Origin of the sequence: Pseudomonas sp. EZ-C24, assembly GCF_014525325.1 — a bacterium.
GTDB classification, from domain to species: Bacteria; Pseudomonadota; Gammaproteobacteria; order Pseudomonadales; family Pseudomonadaceae; genus Aquipseudomonas; species Aquipseudomonas shirazensis.
Map to the genome: position 1 here is coordinate 138,363 of NZ_JACDIU010000015.1, position 15,906 is coordinate 154,268.

Below are 15,906 nucleotides of genomic sequence, written 5' to 3' on the forward strand. Positions count from 1 at the left end.
TCTTCGGCGTTGTCCTTGAGCCGACCGATGGTCTCGGCAAGAAAATCACGCAAGGTATTGGCCGCACGCGCCAGGCGCCCGAGCTCATCCTTACGGCGATCATCAACGCGGGCGGCGAAACGTCCTTGGCTGAGCTGGGCCACATAGTCGATCAACTGGCGGATTGGCTCGATCAGGCTGCGGTTGACCAGCCACAGGCTGAGCAACCCCACCAATATGGCTGAGCCGAGCATGACCAGCAGACCGATCCACACGGTACGCTGGGCGCTGTCATTGATGATCGCCGCACGCTCGCGGGCCTCACTGCGCAGTTGCTCGACCAGCGCGCTCATCTGCTCACTGGCGGCGCGGTCGACACCCTTGACCGCCGCATCGCCTGCCACCGGGTCACCGCCGGCGGCCAGAAACGCCTCACGCCCCTTGCTGTAGGCCTGGCCCAACTGGCGATGGCTGTCGCGCAACTGGCGCAGTGGCGCCGTCAGCTCGCCATCGCTGTCTGCCAGCAACTGCGCCAGCAGGCTCTGCACCTGCTGCTCGCGGCTCTGAAACTGTTGCCAGTACTTGTCCAGCTCGGCCGGTTGGCGGCCGCGCAGCAGCACGTTCTTCCACTCCTGCACCTGGATCTTGAATTGCAGATTGGCCTCGTCGATCAACTGTGACGCGCGCAATGGGCCATCGACCAGCTCGGCATAGCTGCGCACGCTGGACGACAGGAACTGGAAGCAAACCAGCGCGATCAGCAGCATGGCGATCAGGCTGCCGCCCAGCAGAGAGAGAATTTGCACGCGAAGGGATGTACGCAACATGCGGGTCTCGAGAACAAGGAGAGAAGAAAACGGCGCTGCAGGCAGCACCACGACAGACATCCATGTCCTCGTTCGCAGGGCAAAAAAAAGCTGCCATCAGTCGATAGCAGCCAGGTCGAGCACTTACGCTGAGGCAGATAGTCTCAGGCCATTGCTACAGAAATGTGACAGATCAGCGACGTGCCTCCAATTTCAGCTCGAGGTGAACTGCAACTGCGCCAACCGCGCATACAGTGGGCTTTCTTCGATCAACTGGCGATGACTGCCCACCGCCACAATCTGGCCCTTGTCGATCACCGCGATGCGGTCAGCATGCTGCACGGTGGCCAAGCGGTGCGCGATTACCAGGGTGGTACGGCCCGCCATCAGCGTGGGCAGCGCCTGCTGGATCAGGTGCTCGCTCTGGGCGTCGAGGGCACTGGTGGCTTCGTCGAGCAACAGGATCGGCGCATCCACCAGCAGCGCCCGGGCAATCGCCAGGCGCTGGCGTTGACCACCGGACAAGCCGACCCCGCCTTCCCCAAGCAAGGTCTGATAACCCTGCGGCAGCTGCTGGATAAACTCCTCGGCATGCGCCCCGCGGGCCGCGGCCTGCACCTCGGCGAAGCTGGCATCGGGGCGGCCATAGCGAATATTGGCCTCAACCGAACCGCGAAACAGCGCAGGGTTCTGCGCCACCATCGCGAACTGGCTACGCAACAACAGTGGGTCGAGACTGGTCAATGCCTGGCCATCGAGGAGGATGCTGCCTTGTTGCGGATCATAGAAACGCAGCAACAGGTCAAACAACGTCGACTTGCCGGCGCCGGACGGACCAACCAGCGCCAAGGTCTGGCCCGGTTCGATCAGCAAGCTAAGGCCATCGAGCGCCGCCACGGTCGGCCGCGACGGGTAGGCAAAGCGCACCTCGCGCAGCTCGATGCGACCGCTGGCGCGCGCGTTGGCCAGGCCCGCGCTCAGCGCCGGCGGCAGGATCTTACTCTGCGCTGCCAGCAACTCGGCGATCCGCTCTGCCGCCCCAGCCGCGCGTTGCAGCTCGCCGATCACCTCGCTGAGGGTGCCAAACGCGCTGCCGACGATCAGGCTGTAGAACACGAATGCGGCCAGCTCGCCACCGGAGATACGCCCGGCGATCACGTCCATGCCGCCCACCCAGAGCATTACCCCGACAGCGCCGAGCACCAGTACGATGACCAGTGTGATCAGCCAGGCCCGCTGGGCAATCCGTTGCCGCGCCACATCAAAGGCTGCCTCGACCGTGTCGGCAAACCGTTCACGGTCGAGGTTTTGGTGGTTGTAAGCCTGCACGGTCTTGATCTGGCCGAGGGTCTCTGCGACATAACTGCCGACATCGGCGACCCGGTCCTGGCTCTGCCGCGACAGGCTACGCACCCGTCGGCCAAACAACAGGATCGGCGCCAGCACCAGCGGCAGTGCCAGCACGACGATGCTGGTGAGCTTGGGGTTGGTGATGAACAGCAACACTACGCCGCCAATCACCATCAAGGCGTTGCGCAGGAACATCGACAACGACGAGCCGATCACCGATTGCAACAAGGTGGTGTCAGCGGTCAGCCGCGACTGGATTTCCGAGCTGCGGTTGTCCTCGAAAAAGCCCGGATGCAGGCCGACCAGGTGGTCGAACACGGCGCGGCGGATATCGGCCACGCAGCGCTCGCCGATCCACGACACGAGGTAGAAGCGACTGAACGTGCCGATCGCCAGTGCCAGCACCAGCAACATGAACAAGCCGAGGGTCTGGTTGAGCTGGTGCGCAGAACCGGTCATGAAGCCTTGATCGACCAGCAGGCGAATGCCCTGGCCCATCGACAACGTGATCGCAGCGGTGACGACCAGCGCGAGCAGTGCCAGTACCGCCTGCTTGCGGTAGGGACGCAGAAACCGCCAGCTAAGGCGCAAGGCGCGGCGCTGACGTGAGGAGACAGGTTCGGTCATGACTCAGATCATTCAGGCGAAGAAGCAGCAAGCCTACCATCCATCTGCACAGGCTGAACTTTGCAGCGGTTGTCAGGATCGCAGAAAAGGACATGCCATTGGCCAGCACAGCAGAGCACAGTAGCAATAGCTTATGGTTCTAAAGTGCTGGTGGAGCTTTGCCGAGCTTTCTGTTGGACTAGAGCAGTCGTGGCGGCACAGACAATGTCATACGCCAGTCACGACCCGTGGATAGGCTTGGTTTGAACCTGATGAGGAGACAGCACATGCAGCAGCACAGTGAAACGCACGCCAACCAGCAAGCGCAACCGCAGCCGATTTGCGGCTCGATCATCGACGACCAGGGCCGCGAAGTGGCAATTACCCCTGAGATGATCAAACAAGCGTGTGAAGAGCTGGAAAAAAGCCGAGTGGCGCTTGCCGAGAAGAATTGATTGGATCACAGCAGCGTGGCGCTCAGTTAGCTAGTTGAGCGCTGCGCGGGCTGGATTGGGGCCGCCAAGCGGCCCCTGCTTTACTACTGCTAAACCAGCACCGCCCCCAGCGCATTGATCATCTGCGCCAACTGCGCCGACTCGCCGCGCACCTTCACTGCCAACCCTTCGATTTCCCTGCGCACGGGGTAATGCTTGCGCAGCAGGTCAAAGATTGCTCGCTGTTCGATCGGATCCTCGCTCAAGCTACGGCGCATGTCGGCATCGTCGCGGCGCGGGTCGTAAACTGCTCGGCAGACCGTCGCCAAGGCCACGGCCGGATCACTGGCCGCATTCAGTTCTATCTGGACCAGGTCGCGTTCCGGCAGCAGATCCGCCAACTGCACAGGCGCCGGCACGCCGCGCCACTGGCAAAATGCCTGATAGATCTGCGCCGTACCGCGCTGCTTGCCGTCGAGGCTGTAACCGGCAATGTGCGGCGTCGCCAGCGTGCACAGGTCGGCCAGTTGCAGGTCAACCTGAGGTTCACCCTCCCACACATCCAGGACCGCGTGCAGATCGTCGCGCTGCAGCAGCAACTCACGCAGCGCCTGGTTATCCACCACCGGCCCGCGACTGGCGTTGATCAGCCACGCGCCCGGGCGCAACCGCGCCAGTTGCGGGGCGCCGAGCAAGTGCCAGGTGGGGTGTTCGCCGTCGCGCTGCAGCGGAGTATGCAGGCTGATCACATCACACTGCTCGAGCACGCGATCGAGGCTGACGAAATCGCCGCCCCCCGCCGCCTGTCGCAGTGGGTCACACACCAGTACTTTCCAGCCCAGGCCATGCAGCACCCGCACCAGACGCTCACCAACCTGCCCGGCACCGACCACGCCATAGACCCGCTCGGCGAGGTTTTCACCCTCGAGCTCGGCCAGGGTCAGCAGGCTGCCCAACACATAGTCGACCACGCCACGGGCATTGCAGCCAGGGGCGCTGCTCCAGCGGATACCGGCCTCGGCGAAGTAGTCCAGATCCAGGTGATCGGTGCCGATGGTGCAGGTACCGACAAAGCCGACCTTGCTGCCTTGCAGCAGTTGCCGATTGACATCGGTTACCGAGCGCACCAGCAGCACGTCGGCATCTTGCACGCACTGAGCATCGATGCTGCGGCCAGGGTAGCGGCGGATCTCGCCGAATCCGGCAAAAAACGCGTCGAGCAGCGGGATGTTTTCGTCGGCAACTATCAGCATGGCGCTCTCCTGTCAGGGGCCCGCAGTGTAGGCCCTGCGCCGGGCGCGATCCAGCGCGGCTCAATCGGCCTTTTTGCGAATCCAATACAGATAAGTGCCAGCCTGTTCCTGCTGCTCAAGCAAGTGATGGCCGAGGAAGGTGCAGAACTTGGGGATGTCACGCTGGGTCGACGGGTCGGTGGCGATGACCTTGAGCAGGCCGCCGGCAGCCAGTGCGCGCACCTGTTGATGCAGCATCATCACTGGCTCCGGGCAGTTCAGGCCGCTGGCGTCGAGGACGGCGTCGGGGGTGTAATCTGTCATGGGCTACTCCGTGAATGGCCGACCATTGTCGCTCAAGCCCGCCCCCAGAACCATCCTCGACGCCTTTTCGGCGAATTAGCCGCAGCTCCCCAGCGCAGCCTGCAAGGCCTCGGCAAAGCGCTGCGCGACCTCGTCGACCTGCTCGGCAGTGATGATCAGTGGCGGCAGGAAGCGCACCACTGCGCCATGCCGACCGCCGAGTTCGAGAATCAAACCGCGCTTGAGGCACTCGCGCTGCACCTTCGGCGCCAGCTCGCGGGCCACCGGCGGATGCCCGCGGGTGTCGAGTGGCCCATTCGGCTCGACCAGCTCGACGCCCAGCATCAGGCCACGCCCGCGGATATCGCCAAGCTGCGGGTAGCTGCGCTGCAACTGCTGCAGGTGGCCACGCAGGCGTTGGCCCATGGCCTCGGCGTGGTCTGCCAGGCGATGCTCGAGCAAATAGTCGATGACTGCCGAGCCCGCCGCCATGGCCATCTGATTACCACGGAAGGTGCCGGCATGGGCGCCCGGTTTCCACGTGTCGAGCCAGTCGCGATAGACCACCACGGCCAACGGCAGGCTGCCGCCAATCGCCTTGGACAGGGTCACCACGTCCGGCACGATGCCGGCATGTTCAAAGGCAAACATCTTGCCGGTGCGGGCAAAGCCGCTCTGGATCTCGTCGACGATCAACGCCACACCGGCCTGCTCGGTGATGCGCCGCACGCCCTGCAGCCATTCGATATCGGCGGGGATCACGCCGCCCTCGCCCTGTATCACTTCGAGGATCACCGCTGCCGGCAGCGGCACGCCGCCCTCCGGGTCGAGCAGCAGATTCTGCAGATAATGCAGGTTGGCGCGCACGCCTGCGGCACCGCCGAGGCCAAACGGGCAACGGTAGTCATAAGGATACGGCATGAACTGCACACCGTTGCCCAGCAACGCGCCCAGCGGTTGCTTGGGCCCGACGCTGCCCATCAAGCTCAGCGCCCCCTGCGACATGCCGTGGTAGGCACCCTGGAACGCCAGCACCGTGCTGCGACCGGTCGCCGTGCGCACCAGTTTCAGCGCAGCTTCCACCGCGTCGGTGCCGGTCGGGCCACAGAACTGGACCTTCGCCTCACGCCGCAAGGCTTCGGGCAGAATGGCAAACAGGTCCTGGACAAAGCGGTCCTTCACCGGTGTGGTCAGGTCGAGCGTATGCAGGGGCAGTTCATCGGCCAGCACACGCTGGATCGCCGCCACCACCACCGGGTGATTGTGGCCCAGCGCGAGGGTACCGGCCCCGGCCAGGCAGTCGATGAACTGCCGCCCTTCGACGTCCTCGACATAGATCCCGCGGGCGCGCTTGAGCGCCAGCGGAATCCGCCGCGGATAGCTGCGCGCATTGGACTCCTGCTGCTGCTGGCGCAGCAGCAACGGTGATTCGGCGAATTCATACAACGGCTGCGGCGTGGCAAGCGGCAGGATCTGGGCAAGGCTGGAAGCGGTCGACATTGAAGAGTCCCTTGCAAGCGAAAGGTGGCATCGCTTGAAATACGCTTCAGCCCGTCACGGATTTACAAACATTTTGCGCCTGGGCCAACCCAGGCCAAGGCGCCGCCGGCAAACTCAGTTGTCCGCCCGAGTCGGCACCTGCAGCCAAACCCGCAAACCATCGCTGCGGCTGTCAAAGCGCAGGCTGCCGGCACAGCGCTGGACAATCGCCTGCACAATCGCCAGGCCCAGGCCGCAACCGCCACTTTGGCTGTTGCGCCAGAAACGCTCGGTCATGTGCTGCAAATCGCCTGCGCTGATGCCTGGGCCATGGTCACGCACCAGGAACCCAGCCTGGCCGTCGGCCATCTGCACTTCCAGTTCCACGGCGGCATCACCGCCATGGCGCAGTGCGTTGTCGAGCAGGTTGCGCAACGCCGCCACCGCCAGCGGGCCGGGCATGCTCAGGTAAACCTCGGTGGCGTCCTGCGGCAGGCGTACGGTGATCCGCCGACTGTCACCGGCGCCGACATCCTGCACGGCCTGGCGCGCCACTTGCTCGGCAGTGCACTGCACCCCGTCGTCAAACGACAGGCTGCCCTCGACCCGCGCCAGCATCAGCAACTGCTCAAGAGTGCGGTGCATGCGGTCGGTGCCCTGCTCGGCGTGCTCGAGTGCCTGCTCGCGTACGGCGCCGTCGGTCATGCGTGCCACCTGCAGGTGCGTCTTGATCGCGGTCAGCGGGCTGCGCAGCTCATGGGCAGCGTCGTCGGTCAGGCGCCGCTCGCGCTCAAGGGTCTGGGCGATGCGCTGGAACAGCTGATTCTGGGTTTCCACCAACGGCTGCAGTTCACTCGGTATGCCACTGACCTGCAGCGGCTCGACGCTATCGACACGACGCTTGCGCAACGCATCGCGGATCCGATTGATCGGCTCCAGCCCTTTGCCCAGACCGATCCACAACAAGCCCAGGCTGCCCAGCAAGGCCATCAGCACCGGTGCCGAAGCCGCCAGCAGGATCGATTGATTGAGCGCCTCGCGCTCTTGATGGCGGTCCGCCGTGGTGATGCGGATATCACCGCGGTGGTAGGTGAACGTGCGCCAGCTTGCACCGTCGATGGTTTGGTCACGAAAGCCGCTGTACTGGTCGTCCATGGTGCCTTCGTGCTTGTGGTTGCTGGCGATGATCTCGCCGCGCAGCGAACTGACCTGGCAGGCCATGCCATCCGGCACGCTGAGCTGGTCAGCGGCAAAGCGAGTTTCTTCACCCTTGCCCGCCAGGGGCTGGGGCAACTGGTCGATCAGCCCGGCAACCATCCGCGCGGAGGCCACCAGGCGCTGGTCAAGGGAGAACATCATCTGCTGGCGCAGGTCGCGCAGCATCCAGGCCGCGGCAAGCGCCCAGATGACGATGAAGGCGCTGCCCAGAATAAGCGACAGGCGTACACGCAGGCTCATGGTGCGGGCACCTGCGCCGGGCCCAGCCGATAACCGAGGCCGCGCACGGTCTCGACAATGCCGTTGCCCAGCTTGCGCCGCAGGTGATGGATATGCACGTTGAGGGCATTGCTCTCGACTTCATCGCTGAAGCCGTAGACGCAGTCTTTGAGTTGTTCACTGGAGAGCACCCGCCCCTTGTTCTGCAGCAGTGCCTGCAGCAGCGCCTGTTCACGCCGGGACAAGTCAACAGGCTGGTCGCCCAGATAGGCTTCGCAGCTACTCGGGTCGTAGCGCAGCGGCCCGTGCTCGATCATGTTCACTGCGCGCCCGGCCATGCGCCGCAGCAAGGTGTGCAGCCGCGCCGCCAGCTCGCGCAGGTCGAACGGCTTGAGCAGGTAGTCGTCGGCGCCCGCCTCAAGGCCGGCGACGCGATCGGTGATCGCATCGCGGGCGGTCAGTACCAGCACCGGCAAGCTCTCGCCCTGCTGGCGCAGCCGCCGTAGCAACTTGAGGCCGTCTTCGTCAGGCAAGCCAAGATCGAGAATCATCACGTCGAACTGTGCCGCCTGCAGCAGCGCGCGGGCGGCCGAGGCACTGGCAACCCGATCCACGGTCAGGCCCTGGGCGGTAAGCCCGGCGCAGATGCCGCTGGCGATCAGGTCGTCGTCCTCGCAGAGCAGTACGTGCATGGTCAATCTCCAATAGGCGATGAGCTATTGCGCCATGGCCTGATTAAGTCAGGATTATGGACTGTGCGGCTGGATTAGTCGCCTGCGCCTGGCTGTAGGACGGCCCGTGTAGGACCGGGTTAACCCTCGGTTAATCAGGCCAATCCAGCATGGCCATTCTTCTGCACTGCCAAGGCCCAGACATGCGCGTTTTTCTGTTGCTGCTGACATTCTTCATGAGCGGGCCATTGCTGGCCAATCCATTCGAGGTCAAGCCTGACTTTCTCCCGGTGGAACAGGCGTTCATGCTCACCCATGAGCGCTTGCCGTCAGGCGAACTGCGCGTGCAGTTTCAAATCAAGGACGGCTATTACCTGTACCAGAAGCGGCTGAAATTCGACGGCCTGGATGCAACGCAGCACCCGCCGCTGCCAGCGGCACTCAACCATCACGATGAATTCTTCGGTGACAGTGCGGTGTACCGCAGCGAGCTTGAGCTGCTGATCCCGGCGACGGCCAGTGGCCAGCTGCGACTGGGCTGGCAGGGCTGTGCCGACGCTGGCCTGTGTTACCCGCCGCAAACCACCGTTATCGACCTTGGCGGCAGCACGCCTGCTACGAGCGCAGGCCAGGCGGATGACCAGGCGCTGGCAAGTGATCTGCAGCAGGGCCAGTTGGCCTGGGGCCTGCTGGCGTTCTTTGGCCTGGGGCTGCTGCTGGCCTTTACCCCCTGCTCGCTGCCCATGCTGCCGATCCTGGCCGGGCTGGTGCTGGGCAACGGCGCCAGCGCTCGCCGCGGCTGGCTGCTGGCGGGCGTCTATGTACTGAGCATGGCTCTGGTCTACGCCGCACTGGGTGTGATCGCCGCACTGCTGGGCGCCAGCTTGCAAGCCTGGCTGCAGCAACCGTGGTTGCTCGGCAGCCTGGCGGGGCTGTTCATTTTGCTGGCGCTGCCAATGTTCGGCGCCTTCGAGCTGCAATTGCCTGTCGCCGTGCGCGACCGCCTCGACCGGGCCGGCCAGGGCACCCGCGGTGGCAACCTGTACGGTGCAGCCCTGCTCGGCGCGTTGTCCGGGCTGTTGATGGGCCCATGCATGACCGCGCCGCTGGCCGGTGCACTGCTGTATATCGCGCAGAGCGGCGATGTCGTGCAAGGCGCTCTGGTGCTGTTCAGCCTTGGCCTGGGGATGGGCGTGCCACTGCTGTTGCTGGTCACCCTCGGTAACCGCGTCCTGCCGCGCCCCGGCGCCTGGATGAACCGGGTCAAGGGCCTGTTTGGCTTTGTCTTCCTGGCCATGGCCCTGTACACCCTCCGCGGCTTGCTGCCAGCGCCTCTACTGCTGGGTCTGGCCGGCAGCTGGCTGATTGCCCTGGCCTGGGCCGCCTGGCCCGCACTGCAGCGCTTGCCGGCGCTGCGTGTGCTGCCACTGCTCGGCGCGCTGTGGGGTGGCCTGCTGCTGGTGGGCGCCGCTGCTGGTGGCAGCGAGTTATGGCAGCCGCTGCATCCGTTTACCGCCGGTGCGCCAAGCTCAGCGGGTAAAACCGAAGACGCCTTCATCACCGTCAGCCAGCCGCAGGACCTGCGACGCGAACTGCAAGCCGCCAAGGCCCGTGGCCAGTGGGTGCTGGTCGACTACTATGCCGACTGGTGCGTGTCGTGCAAGGTCATGGAGAAACAAGTCTTCGCTCGCGCTGATGTACAAGCCAGCCTGGCCGGTGTGCACCTGCTACGGCTGGATGTCACCGCTGACTCGCAATCCAGTCGCGAGTTGCTGCAACACTACAAGGTACCGGGCCCACCGAGCCTGATCTGGATCGGCCCAGAGGGTGACGAACGCCGCCCCCGGCGCATCACCGGTGAAGTCGACGCGGCGACATTCTTGCAACACTGGGCACAGACAAGGAGCCGAGGCTGATGCTGAGCGTGACCCTCGGGCCATTGACCATGGCCCTGAACCATCTGCTGATGCTGGCGGCGCTGGCGATTGCCTGCGTAGTTGGCTGGGCCGTCGCCCGACGTGGTGGCCAGAGCCCGGAGTCGGCACTATTCAACCTGTTCTTGCTGGGGGTACTGGGTGCACGCGTGACCTTCGTGCTTGCCTACTGGCCGATGTACCGCGATGAGCTGCTGCAGATCATCGATATCCGCGATGGCGGCTTCTTGCTCTGGGGCGGCTTGCTGGCGATCGTGCTCGGCACCCTCTGGCAGGGCTGGCGCCAACCCGGCCTGCGCCGGCCGCTGGGCTGGGCGCTGGCCAGCGGCGGTGTGTTCTGGGTGCTGGCCAGCCTGGGCAGCCACCTGTACAGCAAGGGCACCGAGCTGCCGCAGCTGACCTTGCGCACCGCCAGTGGCCAGTCGATGGCGCTGCACGACTACCGCGGCAAGCCACTTGTGATCAATATCTGGGCGACCTGGTGCCCGCCTTGCCGGCGCGAGATGCCGGTGCTGCAACAGGCCCAGCACGAATACCCACACGTGACCTTTCTGTTCGTCAACCAAGGGGAAACCCCGGAAAACGTCAGCACCTTTCTTGCTACCACCGGCCTCAGTCTGACCCATGTGCTGTTCGACGGCGCTGGCCAACTGGCCCAACGGGTCGGTTCGATGGCCTTGCCCACCACCCTGTTCTACAGCGCCGACGGCAGGCTGGTCGGCAGCCACCTGGGCGAGCTGTCCCGGGCCAGCCTGAGCCACGCGCTGCAATCATTCGAGCGGGACGATGTGCCCGCCTCCGCTGCAAAAGGAAATTGACATGCGTTTGACCGCACTCCTGCCATTGACCCTCGCTCTGCTCGCCGCGCCCTTGCTGCAGGCCGAAGAACTGCCAAAGGCCATCCAGCAACTGCAGGCCAAGGGCGCCGTGATCAAGGGCAGCTTCGCCGCTCCAGACGGTATGCGTGGCTACGCAGCCGAGTACCAGAACAACGGTATTGCCCTGTATCTCACACCAGACGGCAAGCATGTGCTGGTCGGCAGCCTGTTTGACGAGCAAGGCCAGGATCTGAGCGCTGAACCACTGGAAAAACTGGTCTATGCGCCGATGAGCAAGGCGATCTGGGCAAAGCTGGAAAAGTCGGCGTGGATTGCCGATGGCAAAGCCGATGCACCGCGCACGGTCTACCTGTTCAGCGATCCGAACTGCCCCTACTGCAACATGTTCTGGCAGCAGGCACGGCCGTGGGTCGAGTCTGGCAAGGTGCAGCTGCGGCACATCATGGTCGGCATCATTCGTGAAGACAGCCCAGGCAAATCGGCAGCCCTGCTGGCCGCCAAGGACCCAGCCAAGGCCCTGCTGCAGCACGAGAGTTCTGGCAAGGCCAGCACCCTCAAGGCGCTGGACAAGATCCCCGAGAGCGTCCAGCAACAGCTCGACAGCAACCTGGCGGTGATGGAAGAACTCGGCCTATCGGCAACCCCGGCGATCTTCTACCAGGACGCGCAAGGCCGCCTGCAAAGTCAGCAAGGCGCACCACGGCCGGACAAGCTCGGCGAAATTCTCGGCAAGCGTTGATCCCGGCAGAGCCTCAGCCGCGCGTGTTGCGCGGTTTGAGGTCAAGCCGGCGCAAATGGCAGGTGACTTCTTCGCGGTCGTGATAGAGCTGCTTGCAGGCGATCGAGACCCTGATCTTGCGCTCCTTGAAGCCCGCTTCGATGCGGTCCAGCAGGCGCCGGACTTCGGCGTAGCGCTGCTTCATCGGCAATTTGAGGTTGACCACCGCCTCACGGCACAAGCCCTCGCCCAGCCACGTCTCGATCAAGGCCGCACTGCGCGCAGGCTTTTCGACGATGTCGCAGACCATCCAGTCCACGGTGTGCTTGGGCTTCCAGGTGAAGCCATCGGCCATCAGGTGCTGCACCAGGCCGGTGTCCATCAAGCTTTCGGCCATCGGCCCGTTATCGATCGCGGTAACCAACATGCCGCGCTTGACCAACTGGTAGGTCCAGCCACCCGGTGAGGCACCCAGGTCGACACCGGTCATGTCATCCTGCAAACGCTCTTCCCACTGATCGCGCGGGATGAACTGATGCCACGCCTCTTCCAGCTTGAGGGTCGAACGGCTGGGCGCCTCACGGGGGAATTTAAGGCGCGGAATGCCCATTGGCCACAGCGCCGAGTTGTCCGCTTCGGCAAGGCCGACAAACACCCGTCGACCACTGATGAAGCTCAACAACAGGCGCGGCCGCTGAGCGTCTTCGACCAACCGGCCAGCCTTCTCCAAAGCCTTGCGCAACGGCCCTTCGAACTTGCGGCAGAACGTCGACAGCTCTTTGCCGTCATTGGTATCAAGCACCTCCAGCCACAGGCTGCCGGCGACCGGCAGTGCTGCCAGATGCTCGAGCAACACGCTGATGCGGTCGGTTTCGGGCAACTCGATAAATTCACCACGCGCCCATTGGCGAGGGAAGATCAGTTTGTCGAAGCGCAGTTCACGCATCAGGCGCTCGGCGGCACCCGGCTCGCTGCAGACGAACTCGGCACTGGCGCTCTGCGCTTTACCTTTGGCATAGCCGGCCACCCCAAGCTGGGCGGCGTGTTCGCTGATTTCGGCGCAGACCTCGCCTTCGAAACCAGGCCGGCAATGCATGAACAGGGTATTCATTTGTCACTCCACATCGCTGACGGCGATCGTCAGCCTTGATCCAGCGCACAACACGCACCGGCACGGCGGCGATGATAAAGGAAGATCGGAACCAGCGACATGCCCCGCCTGTCCAGTACAGGGTCATGGCCGCAATTTCGGCCTAACCTGACTACTCAGCCAGGTCCGTGCCGTGCGGACCTATTCAGAGCGGTGACACCGGCATGCACAAGAGGCCGGGCACCGGCGCAGAAGGAGTTGGCAATGCCCTCGCTCGATAGCCTGAACACCCTCAAGACCCTGCAGGTAGGCGACCGCGCCTATCAATACTTCAGCCTCGACGAAGCAGCACAGCAGCTAGGCGACCTGCAACGCCTGCCGATGTCGCTCAAGGTTCTGCTGGAAAACCTGTTGCGCTGGGAGGACGGCAAGACCGTCACCGGCACCGACCTCAAGGCGCTGGCGCAGTGGCTGGACACGCGCAGCTCCGACCGCGAGATCCAGTACCGCCCTGCCCGGGTATTGATGCAGGATTTTACCGGCGTACCGGCCGTGGTCGACCTGGCAGCCATGCGCGCGGCGATGGCCAAGGCCGGTGGTGACCCGCAGCGGATCAATCCGCTGTCGCCCGTGGACCTGGTCATCGACCACTCGGTGATGGTCGACCGCTACGCCAGCGCCGATGCCTTCGAACAAAACGTCGATATCGAAATGCAACGCAACGGCGAGCGCTATGCCTTCCTGCGCTGGGGCCAGAATGCGTTCGATAATTTCAGTGTGGTGCCACCGGGTACCGGCATCTGCCACCAGGTCAACCTGGAATACCTCGGCCGCACCGTCTGGACCCGCGAGGAAGACGGCAAGGTCTACGCATTCCCCGACACCCTGGTCGGCACCGATTCGCACACGACCATGATCAACGGCCTCGGTGTACTTGGCTGGGGCGTGGGCGGCATCGAGGCGGAGGCAGCCATGCTTGGCCAGCCAGTGTCGATGCTGATCCCCGAAGTGATTGGCTTCAAGCTCACCGGCAAGCTGCGCGAGGGCATCACTGCAACCGACCTGGTGCTGACCGTCACGCAGATGCTGCGCAAGAAAGGCGTGGTCGGCAAGTTCGTCGAGTTCTATGGCGACGGCCTTGCCGAACTGCCCTTGGCCGACCGCGCGACGCTGGCCAACATGGCGCCGGAATACGGCGCCACCTGCGGTTTCTTCCCGGTGGATCAGGTGACCCTCGACTACCTGCGCCTGTCAGGCCGGCCGCAAGCCACGGTCGACCTGGTCGAAGCCTATTGCAAGGCCCAGGGCCTATGGCGCATGCCAGGCCAGGAGCCACTGTTCAGCGACAGCCTGGGGCTCGACATGGACACCGTGGAAGCCAGCCTGGCCGGCCCGAAACGGCCGCAGGACAGGGTCGCTTTGGGTCAGGTCAGCCAGGCCTTCGATGACTTCCTCAAGCTGCAGGTCAAACCTGCCACCAAGGAAGTCGGCCGGCTCGAAAGCGAAGGTGGTGGTGGCGTTGCAGTGGGCAATGCCGACCAGACCGGGCAGATCGACTACAGCCACGAAGGCCAGAACTACACCCTGCGCGACGGCGCGGTGGTGATTGCCGCGATCACCTCCTGCACCAACACCTCCAACCCCAGCGTGATGATGGCCGCCGGTCTGGTGGCGAAGAAGGCGATCGAGAAGGGTTTGAGCCGCAAGCCTTGGGTCAAGAGCTCGCTGGCGCCTGGGTCCAAGGTCGTCACCGATTACTACAATGCTGCCGGCCTCACCCCATATCTCGACCAACTGGGTTTTGCCCTGGTCGGCTACGGCTGCACCACCTGCATCGGTAACTCCGGGCCGCTCGATGAAGCTATTGAAACGGCCATCGGTACCGCTGACCTGAGCGTTGCCTCGGTGCTCTCGGGCAACCGCAACTTTGAAGGCCGGGTGCATCCCCTGGTCAAGACCAACTGGCTGGCCTCGCCACCCTTGGTGGTGGCTTACGCGCTGGCTGGCAGTGTGCGCGTCGACCTCACCCAAGAACCATTGGGCGTCGGCAAAGATGGCCAGCCGGTGTACCTGCGCGACATCTGGCCGAGCCAGCAGGAAATCGCCGATGCGGTAGCCAAGGTCGATACCGCGATGTTCCACAAGGAATACGCCGAGGTATTCGCCGGCGATGAACAATGGCAGGCCATCGAAGTGCCCCAAGCGGCAACCTATGTCTGGCAGGCTGACTCGACCTACATTCAGCACCCGCCATTCTTCGAGGACATCGGCGGGGCGCTGCCCGAGATCGCTGATATTCAGCAGGCCCGTGTGTTGGCGTTGCTCGGAGACTCGGTCACCACTGACCACATCTCCCCTGCCGGCAACATCAAGGCCGACAGCCCTGCCGGTCGCTATCTGCGCGACAAAGGCGTGCAGCCCAAAGACTTCAACTCCTATGGCTCGCGCCGCGGCAACCATGAGGTAATGATGCGCGGCACCTTCGCCAACATCCGCATCCGCAACGAGATGCTCGGCGGCGAAGAAGGCGGCAACACCGTGCACGTGCCCAGCGGTGAAAAACTCTCGATCTACGATGCCGCCATGCGTTATCAGGCCGAAGGTACTCCGCTGGTGGTGATTGCCGGGCAGGAATACGGCACTGGTTCCAGCCGCGACTGGGCAGCCAAGGGCACCAACCTGCTCGGGGTCAAGGCAGTGCTGGCCGAGAGCTTCGAGCGCATTCACCGCTCGAACCTGATCGGCATGGGCGTGCTGGCTTTGCAGTTCATGGCCGGTGACAGCCGCAAGACGCTGAACCTGACCGGCACTGAACGCATCGATATCCTCGGCTTGAGCGACGCGCAGATCCGCCCGGGCATGACCCTGACCCTGCGCATCCACCGTGAACACGGCGAGCAACAGGACATCCAGGTGCTGTGCCGGATCGACACCCTCAACGAGGTCGAGTACTTCAAGGCAGGCGGCATTCTGCACTATGTGCTGCGGCAACTGATCGCCAGCTGATCGCCATCTCATCAACCCAGGG

General features: G+C 63.9%; 12 protein-coding genes and 1 pseudogene. 5 read left to right on the forward strand and 8 right to left on the reverse strand.

The window, feature by feature from the left end; translation table 11 throughout:
* Positions 1–122: 122 nt before the first annotated feature.
* Positions 123–866 (reverse strand): annotated as a pseudogene (locus tag IDM28_RS24260) (methyl-accepting chemotaxis protein); the annotation flags it as partial.
* Positions 867–998: 132 nt separating this feature from the next.
* Positions 999–2,762, reverse strand: a complete 1,764-nt coding sequence (locus tag IDM28_RS15715; RefSeq protein ID WP_188036428.1) for an ABC transporter transmembrane domain-containing protein — start codon at positions 2,760–2,762, stop codon at positions 999–1,001.
* Positions 2,763–3,028: 266 nt separating this feature from the next.
* On the opposite strand from IDM28_RS15715, the gene IDM28_RS15720 reads away from it, so the two are divergent.
* Entirely contained in the window at positions 3,029–3,196 is a 168-nt protein-coding gene (locus IDM28_RS15720) for a PA1571 family protein (RefSeq protein WP_178080784.1), read from the forward strand.
* Positions 3,197–3,285: 89 nt separating this feature from the next.
* Here IDM28_RS15720 and pdxB read toward each other — a convergent pair whose 3' ends face one another.
* The 5 genes from pdxB to IDM28_RS15745 form a co-directional block, all read right to left on the reverse strand.
* Entirely contained in the window at positions 3,286–4,428 is a 1,143-nt protein-coding gene (gene pdxB, locus IDM28_RS15725) for a 4-phosphoerythronate dehydrogenase PdxB (protein ID WP_188036429.1), read from the reverse strand.
* Positions 4,429–4,488: 60 nt separating this feature from the next.
* Positions 4,489–4,731, reverse strand: coding sequence for a sulfurtransferase TusA (gene tusA, locus IDM28_RS15730; RefSeq protein WP_188036430.1), 243 nt, complete (start codon positions 4,729–4,731; stop codon positions 4,489–4,491).
* Positions 4,732–4,806: 75 nt separating this feature from the next.
* Entirely contained in the window at positions 4,807–6,210 is a 1,404-nt protein-coding gene (locus IDM28_RS15735) for an aspartate aminotransferase family protein (protein WP_150570731.1), read from the reverse strand.
* A gap of 114 nt (positions 6,211–6,324) precedes the next feature.
* Positions 6,325–7,647 (reverse strand): ATP-binding protein, encoded by a 1,323-nt coding sequence (locus IDM28_RS15740; protein WP_103438045.1) that lies wholly within the window; start codon positions 7,645–7,647, stop codon positions 6,325–6,327.
* A complete protein-coding gene (locus IDM28_RS15745; protein ID WP_101321259.1) occupies positions 7,644–8,318 on the reverse strand; it encodes a response regulator transcription factor in 675 nt (224 codons plus the stop codon). Before IDM28_RS15745 ends, IDM28_RS15740 begins: the two co-directional genes overlap by 4 nt.
* Positions 8,319–8,500: 182 nt before the next feature.
* On the opposite strand from IDM28_RS15745, the gene dsbD reads away from it, so the two are divergent.
* The 3 genes from dsbD to dsbG are packed head-to-tail and all read left to right on the forward strand — an operon-like array spanning position 8,501 to position 11,809.
* The gene (dsbD, locus tag IDM28_RS15750) at positions 8,501–10,213 is read left to right on the forward strand and encodes a protein-disulfide reductase DsbD (protein WP_188036431.1); all 1,713 of its coding nucleotides are present in this window, start codon (positions 8,501–8,503) and stop codon (positions 10,211–10,213) included.
* A complete protein-coding gene (locus IDM28_RS15755) occupies positions 10,213–11,049 on the forward strand; it encodes a TlpA family protein disulfide reductase (protein ID WP_101321261.1) in 837 nt (278 codons plus the stop codon). Before dsbD ends, IDM28_RS15755 begins: the two co-directional genes overlap by 1 nt.
* A 1-nt stretch (position 11,050) precedes the next feature.
* Positions 11,051–11,809, forward strand: a complete 759-nt coding sequence (gene dsbG / locus IDM28_RS15760) for a thiol:disulfide interchange protein DsbG (protein WP_101321264.1) — start codon at positions 11,051–11,053, stop codon at positions 11,807–11,809.
* Between the two features lie 13 nt (positions 11,810–11,822).
* On the opposite strand, the gene rlmM is transcribed toward dsbG, so the two are convergent.
* Positions 11,823–12,899, reverse strand: coding sequence for a 23S rRNA (cytidine(2498)-2'-O)-methyltransferase RlmM (rlmM, locus tag IDM28_RS15765; protein ID WP_181107904.1), 1,077 nt, complete (start codon positions 12,897–12,899; stop codon positions 11,823–11,825).
* Positions 12,900–13,142: 243 nt separating this feature from the next.
* Between rlmM and acnA the strand changes: the two genes are divergently transcribed.
* Positions 13,143–15,884, forward strand: a complete 2,742-nt coding sequence (gene acnA / locus IDM28_RS15770; protein WP_150570727.1) for an aconitate hydratase AcnA — start codon at positions 13,143–13,145, stop codon at positions 15,882–15,884.
* Positions 15,885–15,906 lie beyond the last annotated feature (22 nt).

What these genes read in the sequence shown, in the direction of transcription:
- IDM28_RS15745 (WP_101321259.1), bottom strand. Translation starts at nt 8,318, where the DNA reads ATGCACGTACTGCTCTGCGAGGACGACGACCTGATCGCCAGCGGCATC.
- IDM28_RS15735 (WP_150570731.1), bottom strand. Translation starts at nt 6,210, where the DNA reads ATGTCGACCGCTTCCAGCCTTGCCCAGATCCTGCCGCTTGCCACGCCG.
- IDM28_RS15720 (WP_178080784.1), top strand. Translation starts at nt 3,029, where the DNA reads ATGCAGCAGCACAGTGAAACGCACGCCAACCAGCAAGCGCAACCGCAG.
- IDM28_RS15755 (WP_101321261.1), top strand. Translation starts at nt 10,213, where the DNA reads ATGCTGAGCGTGACCCTCGGGCCATTGACCATGGCCCTGAACCATCTG.
- acnA (WP_150570727.1), top strand. Translation starts at nt 13,143, where the DNA reads ATGCCCTCGCTCGATAGCCTGAACACCCTCAAGACCCTGCAGGTAGGC.
- rlmM (WP_181107904.1), bottom strand. Translation starts at nt 12,899, where the DNA reads ATGAATACCCTGTTCATGCATTGCCGGCCTGGTTTCGAAGGCGAGGTC.
- IDM28_RS15740 (WP_103438045.1), bottom strand. Translation starts at nt 7,647, where the DNA reads ATGAGCCTGCGTGTACGCCTGTCGCTTATTCTGGGCAGCGCCTTCATC.
- tusA (WP_188036430.1), bottom strand. Translation starts at nt 4,731, where the DNA reads ATGACAGATTACACCCCCGACGCCGTCCTCGACGCCAGCGGCCTGAAC.
- IDM28_RS15715 (WP_188036428.1), bottom strand. Translation starts at nt 2,762, where the DNA reads ATGACCGAACCTGTCTCCTCACGTCAGCGCCGCGCCTTGCGCCTTAGC.
- dsbG (WP_101321264.1), top strand. Translation starts at nt 11,051, where the DNA reads ATGCGTTTGACCGCACTCCTGCCATTGACCCTCGCTCTGCTCGCCGCG.
- pdxB (WP_188036429.1), bottom strand. Translation starts at nt 4,428, where the DNA reads ATGCTGATAGTTGCCGACGAAAACATCCCGCTGCTCGACGCGTTTTTT.
- dsbD (WP_188036431.1), top strand. Translation starts at nt 8,501, where the DNA reads ATGCGCGTTTTTCTGTTGCTGCTGACATTCTTCATGAGCGGGCCATTG.